Source organism: Haloglomus halophilum, from assembly GCF_024298885.1.
GTDB classification, from domain to species: Archaea; Halobacteriota; Halobacteria; order Halobacteriales; family Haloarculaceae; genus Haloglomus; species Haloglomus halophilum.
The window spans coordinates 342,342-362,102 of record NZ_CP101166.1 but is presented as its reverse complement, the minus strand read 5'-3'; the positions used below and the strand labels follow the sequence as shown (position 1 = coordinate 362,102).

22 protein-coding genes and 1 pseudogene are annotated in these 19,761 nt (G+C 69.5%); 15 read left to right on the top strand and 8 right to left on the bottom strand.

Annotation, left to right across the window (positions count from 1 at the left end):
* The first annotated feature begins 87 nt into the window (after positions 1-87).
* Positions 88-513 (top strand): hypothetical protein, encoded by a 426-nt coding sequence (locus NL114_RS01670; protein WP_254823068.1) that lies wholly within the window; start codon positions 88-90, stop codon positions 511-513.
* 12 nt (positions 514-525) lie between these two features.
* Here NL114_RS01670 and NL114_RS01665 read toward each other — a convergent pair whose 3' ends face one another.
* On the bottom strand, positions 526-999 hold the full coding sequence (locus NL114_RS01665) for a DUF371 domain-containing protein (protein ID WP_254823067.1): 474 nt from the start codon (positions 997-999) through the stop codon (positions 526-528).
* A 372-nt stretch (positions 1,000-1,371) separates the two neighbouring features.
* Between NL114_RS01665 and NL114_RS01660 the strand changes: the two genes are divergently transcribed.
* Both NL114_RS01660 and NL114_RS01655 read left to right on the top strand, forming a co-directional pair.
* Positions 1,372-2,262 (top strand): coiled-coil protein, encoded by an 891-nt coding sequence (locus NL114_RS01660; protein WP_254823066.1) that lies wholly within the window; start codon positions 1,372-1,374, stop codon positions 2,260-2,262.
* A 122-nt stretch (positions 2,263-2,384) separates the two neighbouring features.
* The gene (locus NL114_RS01655; RefSeq protein ID WP_254823065.1) at positions 2,385-2,693 is read left to right on the top strand and encodes an Hsp20/alpha crystallin family protein; all 309 of its coding nucleotides are present in this window, start codon (positions 2,385-2,387) and stop codon (positions 2,691-2,693) included.
* A gap of 95 nt (positions 2,694-2,788) precedes the next feature.
* Here the strand turns inward: NL114_RS01655 and NL114_RS01650 are convergent, their stop codons facing one another.
* The gene (locus NL114_RS01650; RefSeq protein ID WP_254823064.1) at positions 2,789-3,607 is read right to left on the bottom strand and encodes a nucleoside phosphorylase; all 819 of its coding nucleotides are present in this window, start codon (positions 3,605-3,607) and stop codon (positions 2,789-2,791) included.
* A 348-nt stretch (positions 3,608-3,955) separates the two neighbouring features.
* Entirely contained in the window at positions 3,956-5,359 is a 1,404-nt protein-coding gene (locus NL114_RS01645) for a phosphohexomutase domain-containing protein (protein WP_254823063.1), read from the bottom strand.
* A gap of 146 nt (positions 5,360-5,505) precedes the next feature.
* On the opposite strand from NL114_RS01645, the gene NL114_RS01640 reads away from it, so the two are divergent.
* Both NL114_RS01640 and NL114_RS01635 read left to right on the top strand, forming a co-directional pair.
* A complete protein-coding gene (locus NL114_RS01640; protein ID WP_254823062.1) occupies positions 5,506-5,832 on the top strand; it encodes a hypothetical protein in 327 nt (108 codons plus the stop codon).
* Between the two features lie 46 nt (positions 5,833-5,878).
* On the top strand, positions 5,879-6,088 hold the full coding sequence (locus NL114_RS01635; RefSeq protein ID WP_254823061.1) for a ribbon-helix-helix domain-containing protein: 210 nt from the start codon (positions 5,879-5,881) through the stop codon (positions 6,086-6,088).
* Positions 6,089-6,096: 8 nt separating this feature from the next.
* On the opposite strand, the gene NL114_RS01630 is transcribed toward NL114_RS01635, so the two are convergent.
* On the bottom strand, positions 6,097-6,558 hold the full coding sequence (locus NL114_RS01630; protein ID WP_254823060.1) for a JAB/MPN domain protein-containing protein: 462 nt from the start codon (positions 6,556-6,558) through the stop codon (positions 6,097-6,099).
* A 69-nt stretch (positions 6,559-6,627) separates the two neighbouring features.
* The gene (locus NL114_RS01625; protein WP_254823059.1) at positions 6,628-7,320 is read right to left on the bottom strand and encodes a hypothetical protein; all 693 of its coding nucleotides are present in this window, start codon (positions 7,318-7,320) and stop codon (positions 6,628-6,630) included.
* 126 nt (positions 7,321-7,446) lie between these two features.
* Between NL114_RS01625 and NL114_RS01620 the strand changes: the two genes are divergently transcribed.
* From NL114_RS01620 to NL114_RS01610, 3 genes are all read left to right on the top strand, one after another.
* Positions 7,447-8,139, top strand: coding sequence for a VOC family protein (locus NL114_RS01620; RefSeq protein ID WP_254823058.1), 693 nt, complete (start codon positions 7,447-7,449; stop codon positions 8,137-8,139).
* Between the two features lie 42 nt (positions 8,140-8,181).
* A complete protein-coding gene (locus NL114_RS01615; protein ID WP_254823057.1) occupies positions 8,182-8,727 on the top strand; it encodes a cupin domain-containing protein in 546 nt (181 codons plus the stop codon).
* A 79-nt stretch (positions 8,728-8,806) separates the two neighbouring features.
* Entirely contained in the window at positions 8,807-9,775 is a 969-nt protein-coding gene (locus NL114_RS01610) for a hypothetical protein (RefSeq protein WP_254823056.1), read from the top strand.
* Positions 9,776-9,885: 110 nt separating this feature from the next.
* On the opposite strand, the gene NL114_RS01605 is transcribed toward NL114_RS01610, so the two are convergent.
* Positions 9,886-10,206: a DUF5779 family protein gene (locus NL114_RS01605; RefSeq protein WP_434084102.1), complete on the bottom strand. Its 321-nt coding sequence runs from the start codon at positions 10,204-10,206 to the stop codon at positions 9,886-9,888.
* A gap of 82 nt (positions 10,207-10,288) precedes the next feature.
* The gene (locus NL114_RS01600) at positions 10,289-10,744 is read right to left on the bottom strand and encodes a ferritin-like domain-containing protein (RefSeq protein ID WP_254823055.1); all 456 of its coding nucleotides are present in this window, start codon (positions 10,742-10,744) and stop codon (positions 10,289-10,291) included.
* 446 nt (positions 10,745-11,190) lie between these two features.
* Here NL114_RS01600 and NL114_RS01595 point away from each other — a divergent pair, with 446 nt between their 5' ends.
* The 7 genes and pseudogenes from NL114_RS01595 (at position 11,191) to leuD (ending at position 18,933) form a co-directional block, all read left to right on the top strand.
* Positions 11,191-12,363 carry a LeuA family protein gene (locus NL114_RS01595; RefSeq protein ID WP_254824758.1) on the top strand — a complete coding sequence of 391 codons (1,173 nt, stop codon included), beginning with the start codon at positions 11,191-11,193 and terminating at the stop codon, positions 12,361-12,363.
* A 435-nt stretch (positions 12,364-12,798) separates the two neighbouring features.
* Positions 12,799-14,580 carry a biosynthetic-type acetolactate synthase large subunit gene (gene ilvB, locus NL114_RS01590; protein ID WP_254823054.1) on the top strand — a complete coding sequence of 594 codons (1,782 nt, stop codon included), beginning with the start codon at positions 12,799-12,801 and terminating at the stop codon, positions 14,578-14,580.
* A gap of 101 nt (positions 14,581-14,681) precedes the next feature.
* A pseudogene (gene ilvN / locus NL114_RS01585) lies at positions 14,682-15,239 on the top strand (acetolactate synthase small subunit); the annotation flags it as partial.
* Between the two features lie 269 nt (positions 15,240-15,508).
* Positions 15,509-16,576: a ketol-acid reductoisomerase gene (ilvC, locus tag NL114_RS01580; protein ID WP_254823053.1), complete on the top strand. Its 1,068-nt coding sequence runs from the start codon at positions 15,509-15,511 to the stop codon at positions 16,574-16,576.
* Between the two features lie 5 nt (positions 16,577-16,581).
* Positions 16,582-16,893, top strand: a complete 312-nt coding sequence (locus NL114_RS01575; protein ID WP_254823052.1) for a DUF7989 family protein — start codon at positions 16,582-16,584, stop codon at positions 16,891-16,893.
* 1 nt (position 16,894) lies between these two features.
* Positions 16,895-18,316, top strand: a complete 1,422-nt coding sequence (leuC, locus tag NL114_RS01570) for a 3-isopropylmalate dehydratase large subunit (protein WP_254823051.1) — start codon at positions 16,895-16,897, stop codon at positions 18,314-18,316.
* The gene (leuD, locus tag NL114_RS01565; RefSeq protein WP_254823050.1) at positions 18,313-18,933 is read left to right on the top strand and encodes a 3-isopropylmalate dehydratase small subunit; all 621 of its coding nucleotides are present in this window, start codon (positions 18,313-18,315) and stop codon (positions 18,931-18,933) included. Before leuC ends, leuD begins: the two co-directional genes overlap by 4 nt.
* A 33-nt stretch (positions 18,934-18,966) precedes the next feature.
* Here leuD and NL114_RS01560 read toward each other — a convergent pair whose 3' ends face one another.
* The gene (locus NL114_RS01560) at positions 18,967-19,716 is read right to left on the bottom strand and encodes a response regulator (protein WP_254823049.1); all 750 of its coding nucleotides are present in this window, start codon (positions 19,714-19,716) and stop codon (positions 18,967-18,969) included.
* Positions 19,717-19,761: the final 45 nt, after the last annotated feature.

The window sequence follows — 19,761 nt, the reverse complement described above, 5'->3', positions numbered from 1 at the left end:
ACTGCGGTTCGCGGCGGTCCCATCGGCATCCGTCAGCATCCGCCACGACCGAAACCAATGAATACCGTGGAGGACCATCGTACGGTAATGAATCCGTTCCTCGCGCCACTGCAGCTGTTCGTCCGCTCGCTGAACCTGCTGCCCGGCGTCTCCGCCGCCGTCCGGACAGGGTACGTCGAGGTCGAGGACCGCCCCGACATCGGCGGGCGGCGCGTGCTGCTCGTCCGGCGCGGTGGGGACGCGGACGCCGTCCGGCGGGCCGTCGCGGCCGGCCGGGGTGAGGTGGCCGACGACGCGGGGACGGTGCCCGAGCCGCTGGTCCGGTTCGACTGCGCGCCGGACGGCGAGACGGCGACCGTCGTCGTGGACGACCCGGACGCGACGGTCGAGCTGGGTCGCTTCGGCGTGACCGTCCGCGCCGAGGGTGTCGAGCGCTCGTTCGACCTCCCCTTCGACCCGACGGATGCCGACCGACGCGTCTCGAACGGCGTCCTGACCGTCGACATCGAGTAGTCAGCAGGAGCGTCAGTTCTCGGTGACCCGGAGCGTGAGCCGCAGGTCCGCGCCGTCCGCGAGCGCCGCGACCAGGTCGCGGTCGAGGTCCGCGGCCGCCGCGTCGGTACCCAGCATGACGGTCCGGTCGTCGGCGTGGTCGCTGGTCCGACCCACCGCACCACGGTCGTCCGAGAAGGTCAGGTCCGGATGGCCCCGCCCCGTGATGGTCGTCTCGTGGGCTGGCGCGTCCCAGTCGCCGGCCGGGTCGACGGCGATGGTGGCCTCGATACGGGCGTCGGCATCCCGGCATGCGGCGACGAAGCCCTCGTCGAAGTCCGCGGGCGCGCGGTCGGCCTCGATGGCGAGGATGCAGTCGCCGGCGGGCGTGAGCCAGTCGTCGGTCGTCACCTCGAACGTGCTGGCGTGTTCGGCGCGGACGTGCTCGTGTCCGTGCGCGTGGACGACCTCCTCGTGGGTGGTGTCGACGGGGGCGTGGTCGCTCATACCCGGACCGGAGCGACGGCTGCACTTCAGGCCGACGTTCCGCTGGTCCGTCCGGTGGAATTCCCCCCCGGTGACGCCGGGCGGGCCCGGTGACGAGCCCCGGAGACACGGGTAACTTATATACTGCTTGCCTGTCCCGTGTGAACTGTTGTCGCGGGTAGGAGGGCCGTGTGGCTCGTTTTCACGGGTCTCGCATCGGCGAAACCATTATATGGTTGAATGATAAAGATGCAGGTACCAGAACGCCTCCGGCGTTCACCCGCATCGCCAGCCGACCAGAATGACAGGACCCTTCGATCCTTCGGTGGCTGCAATGTCCCCTAGGGACCGGTGTGTGGACCCGGAGCGGTAATGGATAGAGAGTTACTAACAATGGCAGAGAGCATTGACGAAAGCAAGAACGTAGAACTGACAGACGACGACCTCGAGAGCAACTCCAAGGGCCAGCTCATCAAGAAGGCCGGGCAGCTCCGTGACCGGCGGAACGAGCTGAACCAGATGGCCTCCGAGCGCGCCTCCAAGCGCGACGAGCTGAACGCGAAGACCCGCGAGAAGGTCGACGAGGCCCAGGAGCACCGCGAGAAGCGCGACGAGCTCAACGAGCAGGTCCAGGAGCACAAGGAGCAGCGCAACGAGCTCAACGCGAAGGCCAACGAGCTCTTCGACAAGGTCGACGACATGAAGGACGACCTCGAGCTGAACGAGGGCAAGTCGGCCGACGAGCTCAAGGAGGAGATCGAGGATCTGGAGTTCAAGCAGCAGACGGAGGTTCTCTCGACGGACGAGGAGCGCGAGCTCATCGAGAAGATCGAGAACAAGCGCGAGAAGCTCCAGAACCGGAAGGAGAAGCTCGACCAGACCGGTGACCTCGAGGGCGTCAAGGAGGAGGCCCAGGAGGTCCGCGCCGAGGCCAGCGAGCACCACCAGAAGGTGACCGAGCTCGCGGACAAGGCCCAGGAGCACCACAACCAGATGATCGAGGCCTACCGCGAGGCCGACGACATCCGCGACGAGGCCGACGAGTGGCACGAGAAGTTCGTCGACGCCCAGGAGGCCGCCGACCGCCACCACGAGGACTTCGTCCGCGTCCAGAAGCGACTCCGCGAGATGGACAAGGAGGAGGAGGAAGAGCGCAAGGACGAGCGCCAGGCCAAGAAGGAGCAGGCCCAGGAGGAGGCCGAGGAGATCTACCAGCGCTTCAAGGAGGGCGAGACCCTCGACACCGAGGACCTCATGAAGCTGCAGCGCGCCGGCAAGCTCTGAGTTAGCGAGTTCCGTTTCTACCCGTTCTCACCGACCGGTAGCCGTGCATCGGTGGTTCTCGTTCACCGAGAGCCGACAGTATCCTGAAGTGCGGTCCCGTCGAACTGCCGGCCGAGATGACGATGACGGACCCGCGGCACGAACTAGAGCTGTACCGGGAGGACGACCACTACCTCGTGCTCGCCCACGTCGATGCCGACCCCGCGGACATCGACGTGAAGTGGGTCGACGGCCACCTCCACGTCGCCGCCGAACACCATCAGGAGGGCCGCACCCGCGTCACCCATCGGGACATGACGTTCCCGCGGGCGGTCGACGAGGACGCGATCACCGCCGACTACAACGACTCCGATGACGTACTGGAGATCCGCCTCCCCATCTCCGGCGACCGCCCGCAGAGCCGGACTGTCGAGGTCGGGCGGTCCGAGTAATCGGCACTATCCCGTACCAGTGGCGTATAACTAGCACATTCTGGAGTTTCCTATAGAGTACAAGATACATCTCGTATAGCTAGAGGATTCTGCAACTATCGGTCTAGCGACAGCCCCGCGTGCCAGTGGTCGGCGCCGGCCTCCTGCTTGACGTGGTCCATGTGGTCGAGGACGACGGCGGCCTCGCTGGCCACCTCGGCGGCGCGTGACTCGCCCTCGGTCCGGAACTCGCCGGTGACGCGGTTGGCGAAGACCGTACAGACCGCACCCGCCCGCAGGCCGTAGAGGGAGGCCAGCGTCAGGAGCGCGGCGGCCTCCATCTCGTAGTTGAGGACGCCCGCCTCCTGCAGTTCGGCGGTGCGCTCCTCGGCCCCTGCGGCCTCGAAGCCGCCGTGCCCGGGGCGCCCCTGCCCGGCGTAGAACGAGTCCGTCGAGCAGGTGACGCCGAGGTGGTAGTCGTAGTCGAGGCGCTCGGCCGCCGTCACGAGGGCGGTGACGACCTCGCCGTGCGCGCTTGCCGGGTAGTCCTCGCGGACGTACTCCGCGCTGGCCCCTTCCTGCCGGACGGCACCGGTGGTGATGACGAGGTCGCCGACCTCGGCCTCGGGCTGGATGGCCCCGCAGGAGCCGACGCGGATGAGCGTCTCGGCGCCGACGTTGGCGAGTTCCTCGGCCGCGATGGCCGCGGAGGGTGAGCCGATCCCCGTCGAGGTACAGGCGACCGGCGACCCTGCGCGGTGGCCCCGCATCGTCCGGTACTCGCGGTGGTGCGCGACCTCCTCGGCCCGGTCCCACTGCTCGGCGACGACCGGGACCCGGTCGGGGTCCCCCGGGAGCAGGACCGGCCCGTCGATGTCGCCGGGCGCCAGTTCGAGGTGGTACTGGACCTCGTCGTTCGGGTCCTCGCTGTCCATGGGCCGTTGTGGACGGGGGGGCACTTTGTAGTTGAGCGTGTGGGCGGGAACGCTGGGACCACGCGGTCTCTTTCAACTCCGACGGCGACGACGGGGACTCCTCCGAAGCCCTCGTGCTTCGATTCTGCCAGGACTGCACACTTGTCAGTCGGTATTCGTCGGCCTCACACCTCCCCAGCCGTCTGCGGTGCTCACTCCGGTCGCTTCGCTCCCTCCGTTGCGCTCCTCGTCCCTCGCACGGTGCCGGCGGCTGGCCTGCGGCACAGCCGCCAGCGCGCGCCCGCTCGACTGACGGGGAGTGGATCCCCGACGAGCGGTATCCCGGCAGGGTCGACGCGGGACGGCGGGTTATGCGGCGTCCGTGACGGCGGCCTCGACGACCTCGACGGTTCGGTCGACGAGCGCGTCCACGTCGTCGTGTTCGGCGTAGACCCGGACGTACGGTTCGGTTCCGGAGGGGCGGACGAGGGTCCAGCCCCCGTCGAGTTCGAGGCGGACGCCGTGTTCGGTGTCGACCGCGGCGTCCGGGAACGCCTCCGGGAGGGTGCGCTCGAGCGCCGCCATCACCGCCGTCTTGCGGTCGTCCGGGCAGTCGACGCTCACCTTCCGGTAGGGACGTTCGGTGATGGGGTCGCGGAGCGCCCCGAGGCCGGACTCGGCGACCAGCCGCGCGAGGACGGCCGCGCTGGCGACGCCGTCGATCCACGGGCCGAACCGGGTGTGCGTGTGCTTCCAGGGTTCGGCGGCGAACACGACTTCGGTGTCGGGGCCACCCGCGGCCCGGGCGGCGGCGATGCCCTCGTGGAGCGCACCCAGGCGGACGCGCTCGACGCGGCCACCCGCCTCGGCGACGCGCTCGTCGATGCGCCCGGAGGCGTTCGGCGTCGTCACGACCACCGGGTCGCCCGGGGCCGCGGCGCGGGTGTAGTGCTCGGCGAGGACGGCGAGGACGGTGTCCTCGTGGACCACGTCGCCGTCGTCGTCGACGACGACGATGCGGTCGGCGTCGCCATCGAACCCCAGCCCGAACGCGAACTCGCCGTCCGCGACGAACGCGCGGAGGTCCGCCAGGCTCTCGGGCGTGGGTTTGGACTCGCGGCCGGGGAAGTGACCGTCCACGTTCCCGTTGAGCGTGACGACGTGCGCGCCGAGTTCCCGGAGCACCCAGGGCGCGGCCCGCGCGGCCATCCCGTTGCCCGTGTCGGCGGCGATCCGGAGGCCGTCGAGCGGGACGCCGTGGCCCCGGGCGTACGCGACGACGGCGTGGCGGTACTCGGTGAGCCGGTCGGCACGCTCGGCGCCGCCCCAGTCGTCCCAGGCGACCGGCGGGGCCTCGGTCGCGACGGCTTGCTCGATACGCCGCTCGACCTCGCGGTCGTACTCCCGGCCGTCGCGGAACAGTTTGAGGCCGTTGTCGGCCGGCGGGTTGTGGCTGGCCGTGACCATCACGCCGTAGCGGCCGCGCGAGGCGTACGCGAGCGTCGGCGTGGGGACGCGGCCGACCCGGACGACGCGCGCGCCACCGGACTGGAGCCCCGAGGTGACCGCCGACGCGATGGCGTCGCCCGTCTCCCGGCCGTCGCGCCCGACCACGAACTCGACCGGCGTGCCGTCGCCGTCCCCTCCGTTCCCGTCTCGTTCGCCGTCAGCGTGTGCTTCACGCGCCGCCGCGCGCCCGACGCGCAGGGCGAGTGCCGGCGTCACGCGGTCGCGAACCGGCCCGCGGATGCCCGCCGTGCCGAAGAGGTCCATACCGACCGCAGGCGGCGAGGGGGTTTCAATCTCCGCGGTCCCGTCCGTCCCCGTCCGGGCGAGACTGACTCCACACGGGCGTCGAGGCACGGCCTGTCTCCCGATGAGGGCAGTCTTTTGTACGAGGCGCGGCGTACTGTCGGACGATGGGAGTCCGGCCACCGCAGAACGACGACGACGAGCCCGATACGATCACGTTCGGCATCGCGGCTCTGGACGCCCACCTCGAGCGCGCGGACGTGGAGTTCCCCGTCGACGCCGAGACGCTGCTGACCCAGCTGGGCGACCCGGACATCCCCTACGACGCCACCGGGTCGACCGTGGCGCTCTCGGAGGCCATGGACAAGGTCCACATCCAGCAGTTCGACTCCGAACAGGAGCTGCTGAACACGCTCCACCCCGTCTTCGAGTCCTACCGCGAGCGCGCCGGCAACAGTATCCTCGGCCAGTTGCGCGCGCTGCTCCCCTTCTGAGTCAGCGAGCGTCACCCCTATCGGTACGGGCACCGTCCCCGGCGGTATGACCGAGTACACCACCGTCTCCATCCCGAAGGACCTGGCCGAGCGCGTCGAGGGGACCATCGAGGGGACCTCCTTCTCCTCGACCAGCGACCTGGTGCGGTTCCTGTTGCGGAGCATCGTCATCCAGCACCAGCAGCAGGGCGAGCTGACCGAGGCGGAGTTCGAGGAGATAACCGCACAGCTGCAGGACCTGGGCTATCTGGAGTAACGGGGCCGTCAGGGCGGCAGCGACTCGGCCGGCGGCTCGACATCGAGCAATTCCAGGTCCCGCCCGCGGCCACGGCGGTCGAACGCCGCGATGGCGGTATCGTCCCACGGGGGAACACCGATGAACACGACCTCGTGGAGGTCGTCCGTCTGCCGGACCTCGAGCCGGCCGTCCGGGTGTGAGACGAACCGCCCGTCGGAGGCGGGCGTCCCGAGGTCCATCCCGAAGACGGCCGCGACGGAGCCCCCCGTTCCCGGGAGGTAGAGGTCCGTGAAGACGGGTGTCTCCGGCGGCAGGTCGAGCGGCGGCTCGAACTCGCCGGCGGGGGTGGTGGTGACCGCGATGGTCACCTTGTTCGGCGAGCGGTCCTCGGCGATGTCCAGCAGCGCCCGCACGAGCCCCGCGGTGGCGTACACCGGCGGCCGCCCGCCCGAACCGTCCGGCGTCGCCGCGTCGAGGTCGTCGGTCACACCTCCAGTACGCCGCCGAATCGCTTAACACCGGTGGTCGCCGGGGCGACCGGCTGACCGACGGCCGCGTCAGAAGAGCGCGTTCTTGACCGTGCTGATGTAGAGCCCGGGCGCGTTGGTCGTGGCCTTCCGGAGTGCCGTCCGAATCAGGTCGTCGGCGTCGTCGGTGATCCCCTCCCCGTGGCCGACGAGGAGACGCTCGAGGTCGAGGCGCTTGAGCTTCTTCGGCGGCGTGAGCCGGAGCATCGGGTGGACGCCCAGTTGCTCGCTCGGGGCGCAGTAGTAGTCGACGGTGCCGAACACCTCCGGCAGGACCAGCACCTCGGCGTCGGGGTCGTACATCCCGGCCTCCTGCCAGAACGGGTTGTCGATGACCCGCCGGACCTCGTAGGAGGTGTCCGCGAGCAGGTCCGCGAGGTCGGTCGTGGGCGCGTCGAGGTCGCCGGCGACGCCGCTCATCCACGACGGGACGCCCACGGGGACATCGTGGCGGTTCGCGACGGCGGCCGAGTCGCGTTTGTGCCGGTCCAGCAGCACGGCCACGCCGGCCACCCCGTCCGCGCCGGTGTCCGCGGCGAGGTCCGCGAGCCACTCGTCGAGGTTCGGTACGTCCACCGGGTCGACGACGACGAGCCCCTCGTCGGTGGCGACGGCGTGACTCGCGCGCTGCATCTCCTCCTCGGGATAGGGAATCCAGCTCGCGCCACCGCCCCAGCGGTTGACCTCGTTGAGCGACCCCGCTCCGGATGACTTCATCGGCATACCCCTCGATTCGGCCGGAACGCGGTTAAAGGGTCGTCTCCGGGCAAGCGAGCGGCCCCACCGGTGGGCGACGGCGCTGTCCGGTGCCGGGGCGGCACTTAACACCCGAGCGCGCGAACGGCGGGTATGCTCTCGGGACTCGCGTGGCTGGCGCTGGAGGTCAAGTACCTCGACCGGGCGGTCGCGTTCTACCGCGAGCACCTGGACCTCCCGATCCGGCGCAAGGACGGCCGCGAGGCCGCGCTCGGGGCCGGGGAGACGGATCTCGTCCTGCGGCGCCCGGCCGGCGTTCCCCGGGGTGGTCTCCACACCCACTACGCCTTCTCCTGTCCGGCCGACGCGTACGAGGACTGGTGGGACCGGCTGGAGGACGACTTCGACCTCCACGAGGAGACCTTCGGCGACGTGCGGTCGCTGTACTTCTACGACACGGAGGGGAACTGCGTCGAAGTCATGGGGCGGGACCAGGGGAGCCAGACCGCCATCACGGGCCTGATGGAGGTGGTCCTCGAGGTCGAGGACCTGCCGCGCGCGGAGGCGTTCTACACCGCACTGGGGATGGAGATCGTCGACCAGGGCGACCGGCGCAAGCGGACCCGTCTCACTGCGGGCCCGTTCGACCTGGAGCTGTGGGAGCCCCACCTCGGGCTGGCCGACGCGCGCGGCGGCGTCCACGTCGACCTCGGCGTGTACGTCGACGACCCCGAGACCGCGACCGACGCCGTCTGGGGCCGGGCCGACCGCATCGAGGACCTCGACTCGGGTGCGGTCCGGGTGCGGGACCCGGACGGGCACTACCTGACGTTCGTCGGGGAGTGAGCCGCGCGGCGGACTTTTGTCCCGTCCGCGCGACAAGGGGGCATGGCCGACGAGGAGGACACCCACCCCGACCCGGACCCGCTGGACGGCGCGTACGACTACCGGCAGGTCGCGGTCGACGACCTGCCCGACGCCCCGAACCCGACCCGCGCGAAGCGCGAGGTGGACGAGGCCGTCGGCGCCACACAGTTCGGCTACAACGTCTTCGTCGCCGAGCCCGGCGAGAAACTGCCGTGGGGCTACCACTACCACCCGGACCACGAGGAGGTGCTGCACGTGCTGGAGGGCGAGTTGCGGGTGGAGACTCCTGACGGAGAGCGCCGGGTTCCGGCGGGCGAGGTGCTGTTCGTCCCGCCGAACCACCCGCAGAAGGCCGTCGCCGTCGGGGACGAACCCGCGCGGGTCATCGCCGTCGGCGCGCCGAAGGCGTCCGACGGGGCCACCATCGTCGAGGTGTGCGAGGCGTGCGGTGAGCGGACGGGGCGGGACTTCGCGGCCGACGAGGAGAACGGTGTGACGGTGTACGTCCTGTCCTGCGCGGGGTGTGGTGCCGAGACCGACCGACTCCGGCCGGGTTCGGCGGAGTGAGGCGGCGGCCCGGGCCGACGACCTGACGCGTCCCCACTCGGGGACAGGTATTTGTTCTCGGTGAACAGTCATTCAACCAATGTCCAACAGTAGACGTAGCGCGACGTGGGGCTTCGGCGGGCCCGAGGACACCACTGCCCTCGGACTCGGGGCTCTCTTCGCGGCGCTCATCGCCGTCAGTCTCTGGTCGGCCGCGGTGGCCTCCCTGGCACAGTTCGCCGGGCGGCCCCTCGGGACCCCCGGATCACTCCTCCTCGTCTCGGGAGCCGCGTCGCTCGCCGGACTCGCCGGCGGCGCGCTAGCGTACGCTCGCTACCGTGGCATCGACATCTCGCTGGGGCGGCCCCGTGACGGGTCGTGGCCGGTCGCCACCGCGACCGTCGTCGGGCCAGCAGCCATCGCGGGGGGCACGGCGCTCGTCGCGAACACGGTGTTCGGGGTTCCCCTGAGCTCGCTCCTGAACCGGTTCGTGAACCCCGAGGCATCGATGTCGGTCCTCGCGTGGGTGATGGGGCTCCCGTCCGTGTTCCTCGGTGTCGGTCTCGGCGTCCTGTTCTGTGCGCTGGTCCCGGAGCGGGCACGGGCTCTCGTCGGCGCCGAGGACGCGCCCGTGGTCGCCACCCTGCTGGTCGCGTTCTTCTGGCTCCTCCCCATGGACGCTGTCGGCCTCCGGCTCAGCGTCGGGAACGCCGTCGAGTTCACCGCGTCGCTCGTGTTCGGCGTCGCGTTCGCGATGGGCGTGGGCATCCTCTACCGCCACGCCGAGGGGACGGACGGCTCCGTGACGTTCGACGGCGAGGCCCTGGAACGCCGACATCTCGCCGTACTGGCGCTGGCGCTCGTCGGCATCGTGGGTGTCGGAACCGGCCTGACGACGCTCGGGGAGATCGTCGTCGACGCGCTGTGGGTCGCCGCGTTCGGGCTCGCGGTCCTCGGCTACGAACGGACCCGGTCGGTGTGGGTACCGGCCCTGGCGATGGTCGGGTTCACGCTCGCGCTCGACGTGGTGGTCTACGCGGAGGCGCTGGCCGGCCTGAGCGGTATCTAACCGGGGCCGTCCGGCCGTCCCCGAGACGCGCGATGACCCAGCCTCGTCGGGAGAGCTGTCGACGGGTATTCGCCGTTCACGTGGGAGCGCCGTTCCCGTGGGAGCGCCGTTCACAGTCGGTCGGTATCGATCTCCACGTCGGGCGGTGAGACCACGAGGAAGCCCCGGAAGTGCATCAGTTCGCCGCCGAGTTCCCGCACGTCGCGGGCGAAGCCGGCCGCGAGTTCGTTGAGGTCGCCCTCCACGTCCAGCACGAGGACCGCGCCGTCCCGGATGGCGGCGATCCACTCCTCGGGGTCGTCGGAGCCGTCCAGCACGCCGAGTTCGACGCGGTCGAACGCCTTGGGGGTCGGCTCGTCGATCTCCCCCTCGGCGGCCTGCAGGTCGAGGTCGCTCAGCGGCCCGCCCGTCGAGTCCGGGTCGTCGCTCATGGGCGAGGGGTCGGGAGGGGGCGGCAAAAAGGTCGCGGCAGGGTCCGACGCGCGGCTGTCGGCGGGCCGGGCGGGCAGCGGGTCAGTCCTGCGCGTACTCCTTGCGGAAGCCGCGGAACTCCGTGCGGTGGGCCTCCTCGTCCGCCAGCAGGGTCACGGCGAGGTCCTCGGTGACGGGGTCGTCGGCCGCCTCGGCAGCGTCGATGAGGTCGCGGTAGGTGGCGATGGCGTCCTCCTCGGCCTCGATGACGCCGTCGATGACGCCGAGTACGTCGGTGGTGTCCTCCGGCGGCTGGAGCGAGCCCTGGGTGGCGACGAACGCCTCGCTTCCGGGGACGTTCTCGTCGAGCTGTTTGAGGCGCTCGCCCAGCATCCGGGCGTGCTGGAGCTCCTCGTCGATGTCCACCTCGAGGGACTCCTTGATCTCCTCGGCCCGCACGCCGTCGAGGACGATGCTGTTCGACAGGTAGTTCATCACGGTCTCGATCTCGTCCTGGTACGCCTTCTGCAGCAGTCGGGTTACCTCGTCGTCGCTCATACAGTCGGGACTCACGGGCTCCGGACTTAGGTGTGTGCCGGCGAGAGGCTCCGACGGTAGTTCCGGGGTACCGTTCCCGACCCGGTCGCGGACCGAGACGGACACGTGTCCACCGGACCGGCGCGCGCTGGCCGCGTGCGAGTTTATTCTGTCAGAGAACCTCTGGAATGTTCACCTGGCTCCGATATAAACCACTCCGTTCGTGGCACGTTGTACCTTGGCATATAAGGGCCCTCCCGGTCTCCCACACCGTTTACGTCGTGCGGTTCTGCTGCAGTGGTCGTGCTGGGGTGGGCCGGACTCGTGCCCGCAGACGCTGCCGCGACGACAGTATTAAATAGCCGGGAGCATCCAGTGACGGATAGCCATGACAGGCAACACCGAGGGTTCGTCGACTTCGTCGGCGGGTCGAGTTCTTCCAGGGCACGCTTGATTCCACTGGAGAGATAGACGAGGCACGAATTTTCGACACCACGCTGCGCGACGGTGAGCAGTCGCCACGCACATCGTTCTCGTACGAGGACAAGCGCGAGATCGCGGAGGTCCTCGACGAGATGGGCACCCACGTCATCGAGGCCGGGTTCCCCGTGAACTCCGACGCGGAGTTCGAGGCCGTGAGCGACATCGCCGAGAGCACCCGCAACTCCACCGTGTGCGGGCTGGCGCGGGTCGTCGACAAGGATATCGAGGCGGCGCTGGACTCGGGCGTGGGCATGGTCCACGTCTTCTGTTCGACCAGTGACGTCCAGCTGGAGGACTCGATGCACGCTTCCCGCGAGGAGGCCGTCGAGCGCTCCGTGGACGCGGTCGAACGGGTCAAGGAGGCCGGCGCGACCTGCATGTTCTCGCCGATGGACGCCACGCGGACCGACGAGGCGTTCCTGGGCGAGGTCGTGGAGGCCGTCTCGAAGGCGGGAACCGACTGGATCAACATCCCCGACACCTGCGGGGTGGCCACGCCGCGACGCTTCTACGACATGGTCGAGGGCGTCGTCGGAACGGCCAACGAGGCCGCGACGGAGGTCGGCCAGGGCGAGGTGTACGTGGACGTCCACACCCACGACGACTTCGGGCTGGCCGCCGCCAACGCCATCTCGGGCTACGAGGCCGGCGCGACCCAGTCGCAGGTGTCGGTCAACGGTATCGGCGAGCGCGCGGGCAACGCGGCCTACGAGGAGGTCGTGATGAGCCTCGAGTCGCTGTACGACGTGGATACGGGCATCGACACCACGCGCATCGTGGAGCTGTCCCGTATCGTGGAGGAGAAGTCCGGCATCGACGTGCCGGCCAACAAGCCCATCGTCGGCTCGAACGCGTTCAGCCACGAATCCGGTATCCACGCGGCCGGAGTCATCGAGAACTCCGACACCTTCGAACCCGGCGTGATGACGCCGGAGATGGTCGGCGCGAAGCGCGAACTCGTGCTGGGCAAGCACACGGGCCAGCACTCCGTGCGCGAGCGCCTCGAGGAGGAGGGCTTCGCCCCGACCGACGACGAGGTCCGCGAGGTCACCCGGCGGGTGAAGGACTACGGCGCCGAGCAGGGCCGCGTCACGCTGGCGCACCTGAAGGAGTTCGCCCGCGAGATCGGCGTCACCCGCGAGGAGGTCAGGGTCTAGGCCCATGCCCCCTCATCCGGTCGTCGCGCCCACGAGAGTGGTACGTAGCGAGCAGACCAGCGCGCGTCGCTCACCTACGAGCGGCTGCGCCGCCGTGCGCGCGACCGGGCCATGCGCCCACGTGGACGGCCACACCCGCGCTCGGGGGGGCGCGACACGACAGCGTTTTACCAGAGCAGCGCACTATCCACGACGTGATGACACGGCGTGTCGCGCAGGACCGGACGCCCCGGACCAGCGACGCGACCGTGCGCCGTCTCCTTACGATTCTGGGTATTGTAGGGGCTGCCTAGCCCCGACATCACCCATCCTATCGACGTTGCCGCAGTTCACGACCAACAGCACGCGTTCGCGTGCTACCTGCCGCGTTCACGAGGAACCAGATATGTACGACGAAAACAACCACCCAACCCCGGACCGACGGAGGTATCGACCATGAGCAAGGAACAACCGAAGCCGGTGTCGCCCACGACCGAGACCGAGGCGACACCCGACGAGACCGAGGCCGACGAGGAGCCGACCGGTCGCGGTGCCGTGACTGGCGCCGAGACCGTCGTCGAGGCGATGGAGAACGCCGGCGTCGAGTACCTGTTCGGCGTGCAGGGCGGCGCCATCATGCCCGTCTACGACGCGCTGTACGACTCGGAGATGACCCATATCACGATGGCCCACGAGCAGGGCGCGGCCCACGCGGCCGACGCGTACGGCATCGTGAGCGGGGAGCCGGGCGTCTGCATGGCCACCTCCGGGCCGGGCGCGACCAACCTCGTCACGGGGCTGGCCGACTCCAACATGGACTCGGACCCGGTCGTCGCGCTGACGGGGCAGGTCCCGACGGATTTCGTCGGGAGCGACGCCTTCCAGGAGACCGACACCATCGGCGTCACCCGCCCCATCACGAAGGAGAACACGTTCGCCTCCGACCCGGACGAGGTCGGGACGGACGTGAGCGAGGCGTTCGCACTGGCCCGCGAGGGCCGCCAGGGGCCGACCCTGGTCGACCTGCCGAAGGACGTGACGAAGGGCGAGACCGAGCGGCGCCCGGGCGCGCCGAAGACGCCGAAGACGTACGACCCGCCCGAGCGAGCGGACCCCGAGGCCGTCCGTGACGCGGCCGACGTGCTCGCGAGCGCCGACCGGCCCGTCATCCTCGCGGGTGGCGGCGTCATCAAGGCCGACGCGAGCGACGAACTCCGGGAGTTCGCCATGGAGCACGAGATCCCGGTCATCACCACGATGCCGGCCATCGGTGCGTTCCCGGAGGACCACGACCTCTCGCTGGAGTGGGCCGGGATGCACGGCACCGGCTACGCGAACATGGCCATCACGAACTGCGACGCCATGTTCGCCGTCGGGACGCGGTTCGACGACCGCCTGACCGGTGGCATCGAGACGTTCGCGCCGGACGCGGACATCATCCACGCGGACATCGACCCCGCCGAGATATCGAAGAACGTCGAGGCCGACTACGCCCTGCTGGGTGACGCCGCACACGTCATCAGCCAGGTCCACGAGGCGATGCCGACCGCGCCCGACTGCGAGGCGTGGCGGGACACCTGCCAGCAGTGGAAATCGGAGTACCCGATGGACTACTCGGCGCCGGCCGACGAGCCGGTCAAGCCGCAGTTCGTCGTCGAGGCGTACGACGAGGCGACCGACGACGATACCGTCGTGACGACCGGCGTCGGCCAGCACCAGATGTGGGCCTGTCAGTACTGGATGTTCACCGAGCCCCGGACCTGGGTCTCCAGCCACGGGCTGGGGACGATGGGCTACGGCCTGCCGTCGGCCATCGGCGCCCGCCTCGCCGCGGACGACGACCAGACGGTCGTCTGCTTCGACGGCGACGGTTCCTTCCTGATGACGCTGCAGGAACTCTCGGTCGCCGTGCGCGAGGACATGGACATCACCGTCGTCGTCCTCAACAACGCCGCGGTCGGGATGGTCCGGCAGTGGCAGGACGCCTTCTTCGAGAAGCGCCGGATGGCCTCCGAATATCCGTGGGTGCCGGAGTTCGACACCCTCGCCGAGGCGTTCGGCGCGAAGGGCTTCCGCGTGGACACGTACGAGGAGCTTCCCGACGTGGTCGAGGAGTCGCTGGCGTACGACGGCCCGAGCGTCGTCGACGTCCACATCGACCCCGAGGAGAACGTCTACCCGATGGTTCCGAGTGGCGGAGACAACGGACAGTTCGCGCTGTCGGAGGACCAGCTATGAGCAGCGAGGACACGCACGACGAGTTCGAGTCCCGCTCGCGCGCCGAGCGCGAGGCGGAGGACCGAAAGGGCGGCCTGCACGGGCCCGAGCCGGGCGAGCGGATGCGCCCGACCGGCCGGCGCAACTCGCAGGGTATCCGTATCGACCCCGAGGCCGAGGCCGAGCACCACCCGCGCCGCACGGTCATGACCGCGCTCGTGGAGAACGAGCCGGGGGTGCTCTCGCGCGTCTCGGGGCTGTTCAGCCGCCGGCAGTTCAACATCGAGTCGCTGACGGTCGGCCCCACGCAGGAGGACGACTACTCGCGCATCACCATCGTCGTCGAGGAGCCGGACCCGAACATCGACCAGATCGAGAAGCAGCTGAGCAAGCTCGTCCCGGTCGTGAGCGCCCGCGAACTGGACGGCCAGCCCGTCTCGCGCGAGCTGGTGCTGCTGAAGGTGAACGGCGAGGAGCCGGACAAGGTCCACGCCATCACCGAGATGTACGACGGCACCACCCTCGACGCCGGGCCCCGGACCATCACGGTCCAGATAACCGGCGACGAGGGGAAGATCGACGACGCCATCGACGCCTACGAGCAGTTCGGCATCCGGGAGATTGCCCGGACCGGGCAGGCGGCGCTGGCCCGCGGCGAGACCGCGACCGCGCCCAACGACGCCATCGCCGTCACGGACGGGAGCGGCGCAGCCGACGAGGCCGCGGTGACGGCGCCCGCGAACGACGCGGACGCCCCGGACCCGGAGTACGAGCGGCCCGCCGTCACGGCGCCCGCCAACCGGGAGGCTGCCGTGGACGTGCCCGCCAACCGCGAGCGCGTCATCTCCGTGCCGGCGAACGAGGAAGCGACCGACGGCGTGACCGACGACGAGGCGAATACTGACGGGACCGCGCACGACGAGGGCGCGGCCGACGAGGTGGTTGACGAATGAGCACTAACGACGACGACGGAAACGAGGAGTTCACGACGACGGTCTACTACGACGACGACGCCGACCTCGGCGCGCTGGCCGAGCAGACGGTCGCGGTGCTGGGCTACGGCAGCCAGGGCCACGCGCACGCCCTGAACCTGCACGAGTCCGGCATCGATGTCGTGGTCGGCCTGCGCAAATCATCGAGTTCCCGCGAGGCCGCCGAGGCCGAGGGGCTGCGCGTGACGACCCCGAAGAACGCCGCCAGCGAGGCCGACCTCGTGAGCGTGCTGGTGCCCGACACCGTCCAGCCCGCCGTCTACGACGAGATCGAGGACGAACTGGGGCCCGGCGACACGCTCCAGTTCGCACACGGCTTCAACATCCACTACGGGCAGATCGAGCCCAAGGAGGAGGTCAACGTGACGATGGTCGCCCCGAAGTCGCCGGGGCACCTCGTCCGCCGGAACTACGAGCACGACGAGGGCACGCCCGGCCTGCTCGCGGTCTACCAGGACGCGACCGGCGAGGCCCACGACGTGGGGCTGGCGTACGCGAAGGCCATCGGCTGCACCCGCGCGGGTGTCGTCGAGACCTCGTTCCGCGAGGAGACCGAGACCGACCTGTTCGGCGAGCAGGCCGTCCTCTGTGGCGGCGTCACCTCGCTGGTCAAGCAGGGGTACGAGACGCTCGTCGACAACGGCTACTCGCCGGAGATGGCCTACTTCGAGTGCCTGAACGAGCTGAAGCTCATCGTCGACCTGATGTACGAGGGTGGGCTCGGCGAGATGTGGGATTCCGTCTCCGACACCGCCGAGTACGGCGGCCTCACCCGCGGTGACATGGTCGTCGACGACCACGCCCGCGAGAACATGGAGGAGGTCCTCGAGGCGGTCCAGGACGGCACCTTCGCTCGCGAGTGGATCAACGAGAACCAGGCGAACCGACCCTCCTACAAGCAGCTCCGGCAGGCCGAGAAGGACCACGAGATCGAGGCGGTGGGCGAGAACCTGCGCTCCCTGTTCGCGTGGGGCGAGGACGCCGAATCGGAGGGAGAGACAGCGGAGACACCTGCGGACGACTGACAACAATGACAGAGGACACACCGGACGACACGGAACCGAAGACGCTGGGCGAACTGAGCCACACCAACCCGTTCACGAACAAGGCGTTCGGCGCCACGCAGACGTACGACCGTGGCCGCACCATCGCCGCGGACGGCGGGGAGGCCGAGGTCGAGGCCACAGCCGACGAGGCGTCGGCCGACACCGAGACGGCCACCGACGGCGGTGAGGCCGAAGCCGAGGAACTGCAGGACGTCGAGCACACGCCCCCGGGCGACGCCGAGGGGACCAACGGCGTATACGAGCGCGGCCACGAGGGCCGCGAGGAGAACCGATAGGATGAGTCAGGGCACGCTCTACGACAAGGTCTGGGACCGCCACAAGGTGACGACCCTGCCGAACGGGCAGGACCAGCTGTTCGTCGGCCTCCACCTCATCCACGAGGTGACGAGCCCGCAGGCGTTCGGCATGCTCCGCGAGCGCGACCTGGAGGTCGCGCGGCCGGACCTGACCCACGCGACGGTCGACCACATCGTCCCGACGGCCGACCAGTCGCGGCCGTACAGCGACGACGCTGCCGAGGAGATGATGGCCGAACTCGAGGAGAACGTCCGCGACGCGGGCATCGAGTTCGACGACCCCACCACGGGCAACCAGGGCATCGTCCACGTCATCGGGCCGGAGCAGGGCATCACCCAGCCCGGCAAGACCATCGTCTGCGGTGACTCCCACACCTCGACGCACGGCGCGTTCGGCGCGCTGGCGTTCGGCATCGGGACCTCGCAGATCCGTGACGTGCTGGCGACCCAGACCGTCGCGATGGAGAAGCAGCAGGTGCGGAAGATCCAGGTCGACGGCGAACTCGGCGAGGGCGTCGAGGCCAAGGACATCATCCTGGAGATCATCCGCCGCCTGGGCACCGAGGGCGGCGTCGGCTACGTCTACGAGTACGCCGGCGAGGCCATCGAGAACCTCGACATGGAGGGCCGGATGTCCATCTGCAACATGTCCATCGAGGGTGGCGCCCGCGCGGGCTACGTCAACCCCGACGAGACCACCTACGAGTGGCTCGCGGAGACCGACTACTTCCAGGAGAACCCCGAGGAGTTCGACGAACTGAAGCCGTACTGGGAGTCCATCCGGAGCGACGCGGACGCCGAGTACGACGACGTCGTCACCATCGACGCCTCCGAACTCGACCCCGTCGTCACGTGGGGCACCACGCCCGGGCAGGGCGTCGGCATCCACGACCCCATCCCGGCACCGGAGGACCTCGCCGAGGACAAGCAGGACACGGCCCGGCGCGCCCAGAAGCACATGCGCGTCGAGCCCGGCGAGACGATGGAGGGCTACGACATCGACGTGGCCTTCCTCGGCTCCTGTACGAACGCCCGCCTGCCCGACCTGCGGCGTGCCGCCCGCATCGTGAAGGGCCGGCAGGTCGCCGACGACGTACGCGCGTTCGTCGTCCCCGGCAGTCAGCGCGTCCAGCAGGCCGCCGAGGAGGAGGGTCTCGCTGACATCTTCCGCGAGGCCGGCTTCGACTGGCGGAACGCGGGCTGCTCGATGTGTCTCGGCATGAACGAGGACCAGCTGGAGGGTGACGAGGCGTGTGCCTCCTCCTCGAACCGGAACTTCGTCGGCCGGCAGGGGAGCAAGGACGGGCGGACCGTCCTGATGAACCCGCGGATGGTGGCCGCCGCGGCCATCACCGGCGAGGTCACAGACGTGCGCGACCTGAAGGAGGTGACCTTAGCGTGACCGACGCGACCGAGGAGATCCCCGAGGTCGACTACGTCGAGGGGACCGGCATCCCCATCCGCGGGAACGACATCGACACGGACCAGATCATCCCCGCGCGGTTCATGAAGGTCGTCACCTTCGACGGCCTGGGCCAGTTCTCCTTCTTCGACCTGCGGTTCGACGACGACGACAACGAGAAGGACCACCCGATGAACGAGGAGCGGTTCCAGGACGCGAACATCATGGTGGTCAACAACAACTTCGGCTGTGGCTCCTCCCGGGAGCACGCGCCGCAGGCCCTGATGCGCTGGGGGATCGACGCGCTCATCGGCGAGTCCTTCGCCGAGATCTTCGCGGGCAACTGCCTCGCGCTCGGCATCCCGACGGTGACCGCGGACCACGAGACCATCAACGACCTGCAGCAGTGGGTCGACGACAACCCCGACGGGGAGGTCGAGGTCGACGTGGCCGCCGAGACGGTCACCTACGGCGGCCAGGAGGTCGGCGTCTCCGTCGACGACGCCCAGCGGAAGGCACTGGTCGACGGCATCTGGGATACGACCGCGCTGATGAAGGCCAACGAGCAGGCCATCGCGGAGACGGCGGCGAACCTGCCGTACGTCACGGGCGACTGAACGTCGGCTGGAACTGCTGCGTTCCGGCCGTCGTCACTCCTCGACGACGCGGACGATGACCTGTGCCACCTTCTCGCCGCGGTAGTGGCCCGGGGCGGTCGCGATGACCGCTTGCTTCACCGTGCCGTCGACCGTCTGGAGTTTGAACTCGGCCCGTGGGGCCGGCTCTCCCTCGTCCATGAGCTGTGCGAACCGTCCGTCGGCGGCCTCCTGGTACTCCGGGTGGACGAACTCCGGCATCGGCGTATCGAGTAGCGCCGCGGCGCTGTCGGCCTCGAGGAACTCGACGGCCGCGTCGTTGGCGTAGCGGAGATGCCCGTCAGGACCGAACAGCGCGATGGGGACCGGCGCGGTGTCGACGAGGTTGTGGTAGCGCTCCTCGGAGCGGTACCGGCTGACCGCGTCCCGGACGCGCTTGGCGAGTATCTCGTAGCAGTCCCGCCCGCCGCTCTTCTGGAGGTAGTCGGTGACGCCCGCGCCGATGGCCTGGCTGGCGATCTCCTCGCTCCCCTTCCCCGTGAACAGGATGAAGGGGAGGTCCGGACGGTCCTCCCGGACCGCCTCCAGCAGCTCGAGCCCACTGCGCCCGGGCATGTCGTAGTCGCTCACCACGCAGTCCACCGACTCCGCCTCGAGCCGCTCCAGTGCCGCCTCGGCGTCGGGGGCGGTCGTGACCGTGATGTCGTCGGCGACAAGCTCGAGCATGTCGTCGGCGAGGTCGGCGAACGCCGGGTCGTCCTCGACGTGCAGGACGGTGATGTCGCCGGTTCGGGGCTCGACCATGTGGTCTCCGTAGGCCTCTCGCCTGTCGACAGTTATAGCTGGGGG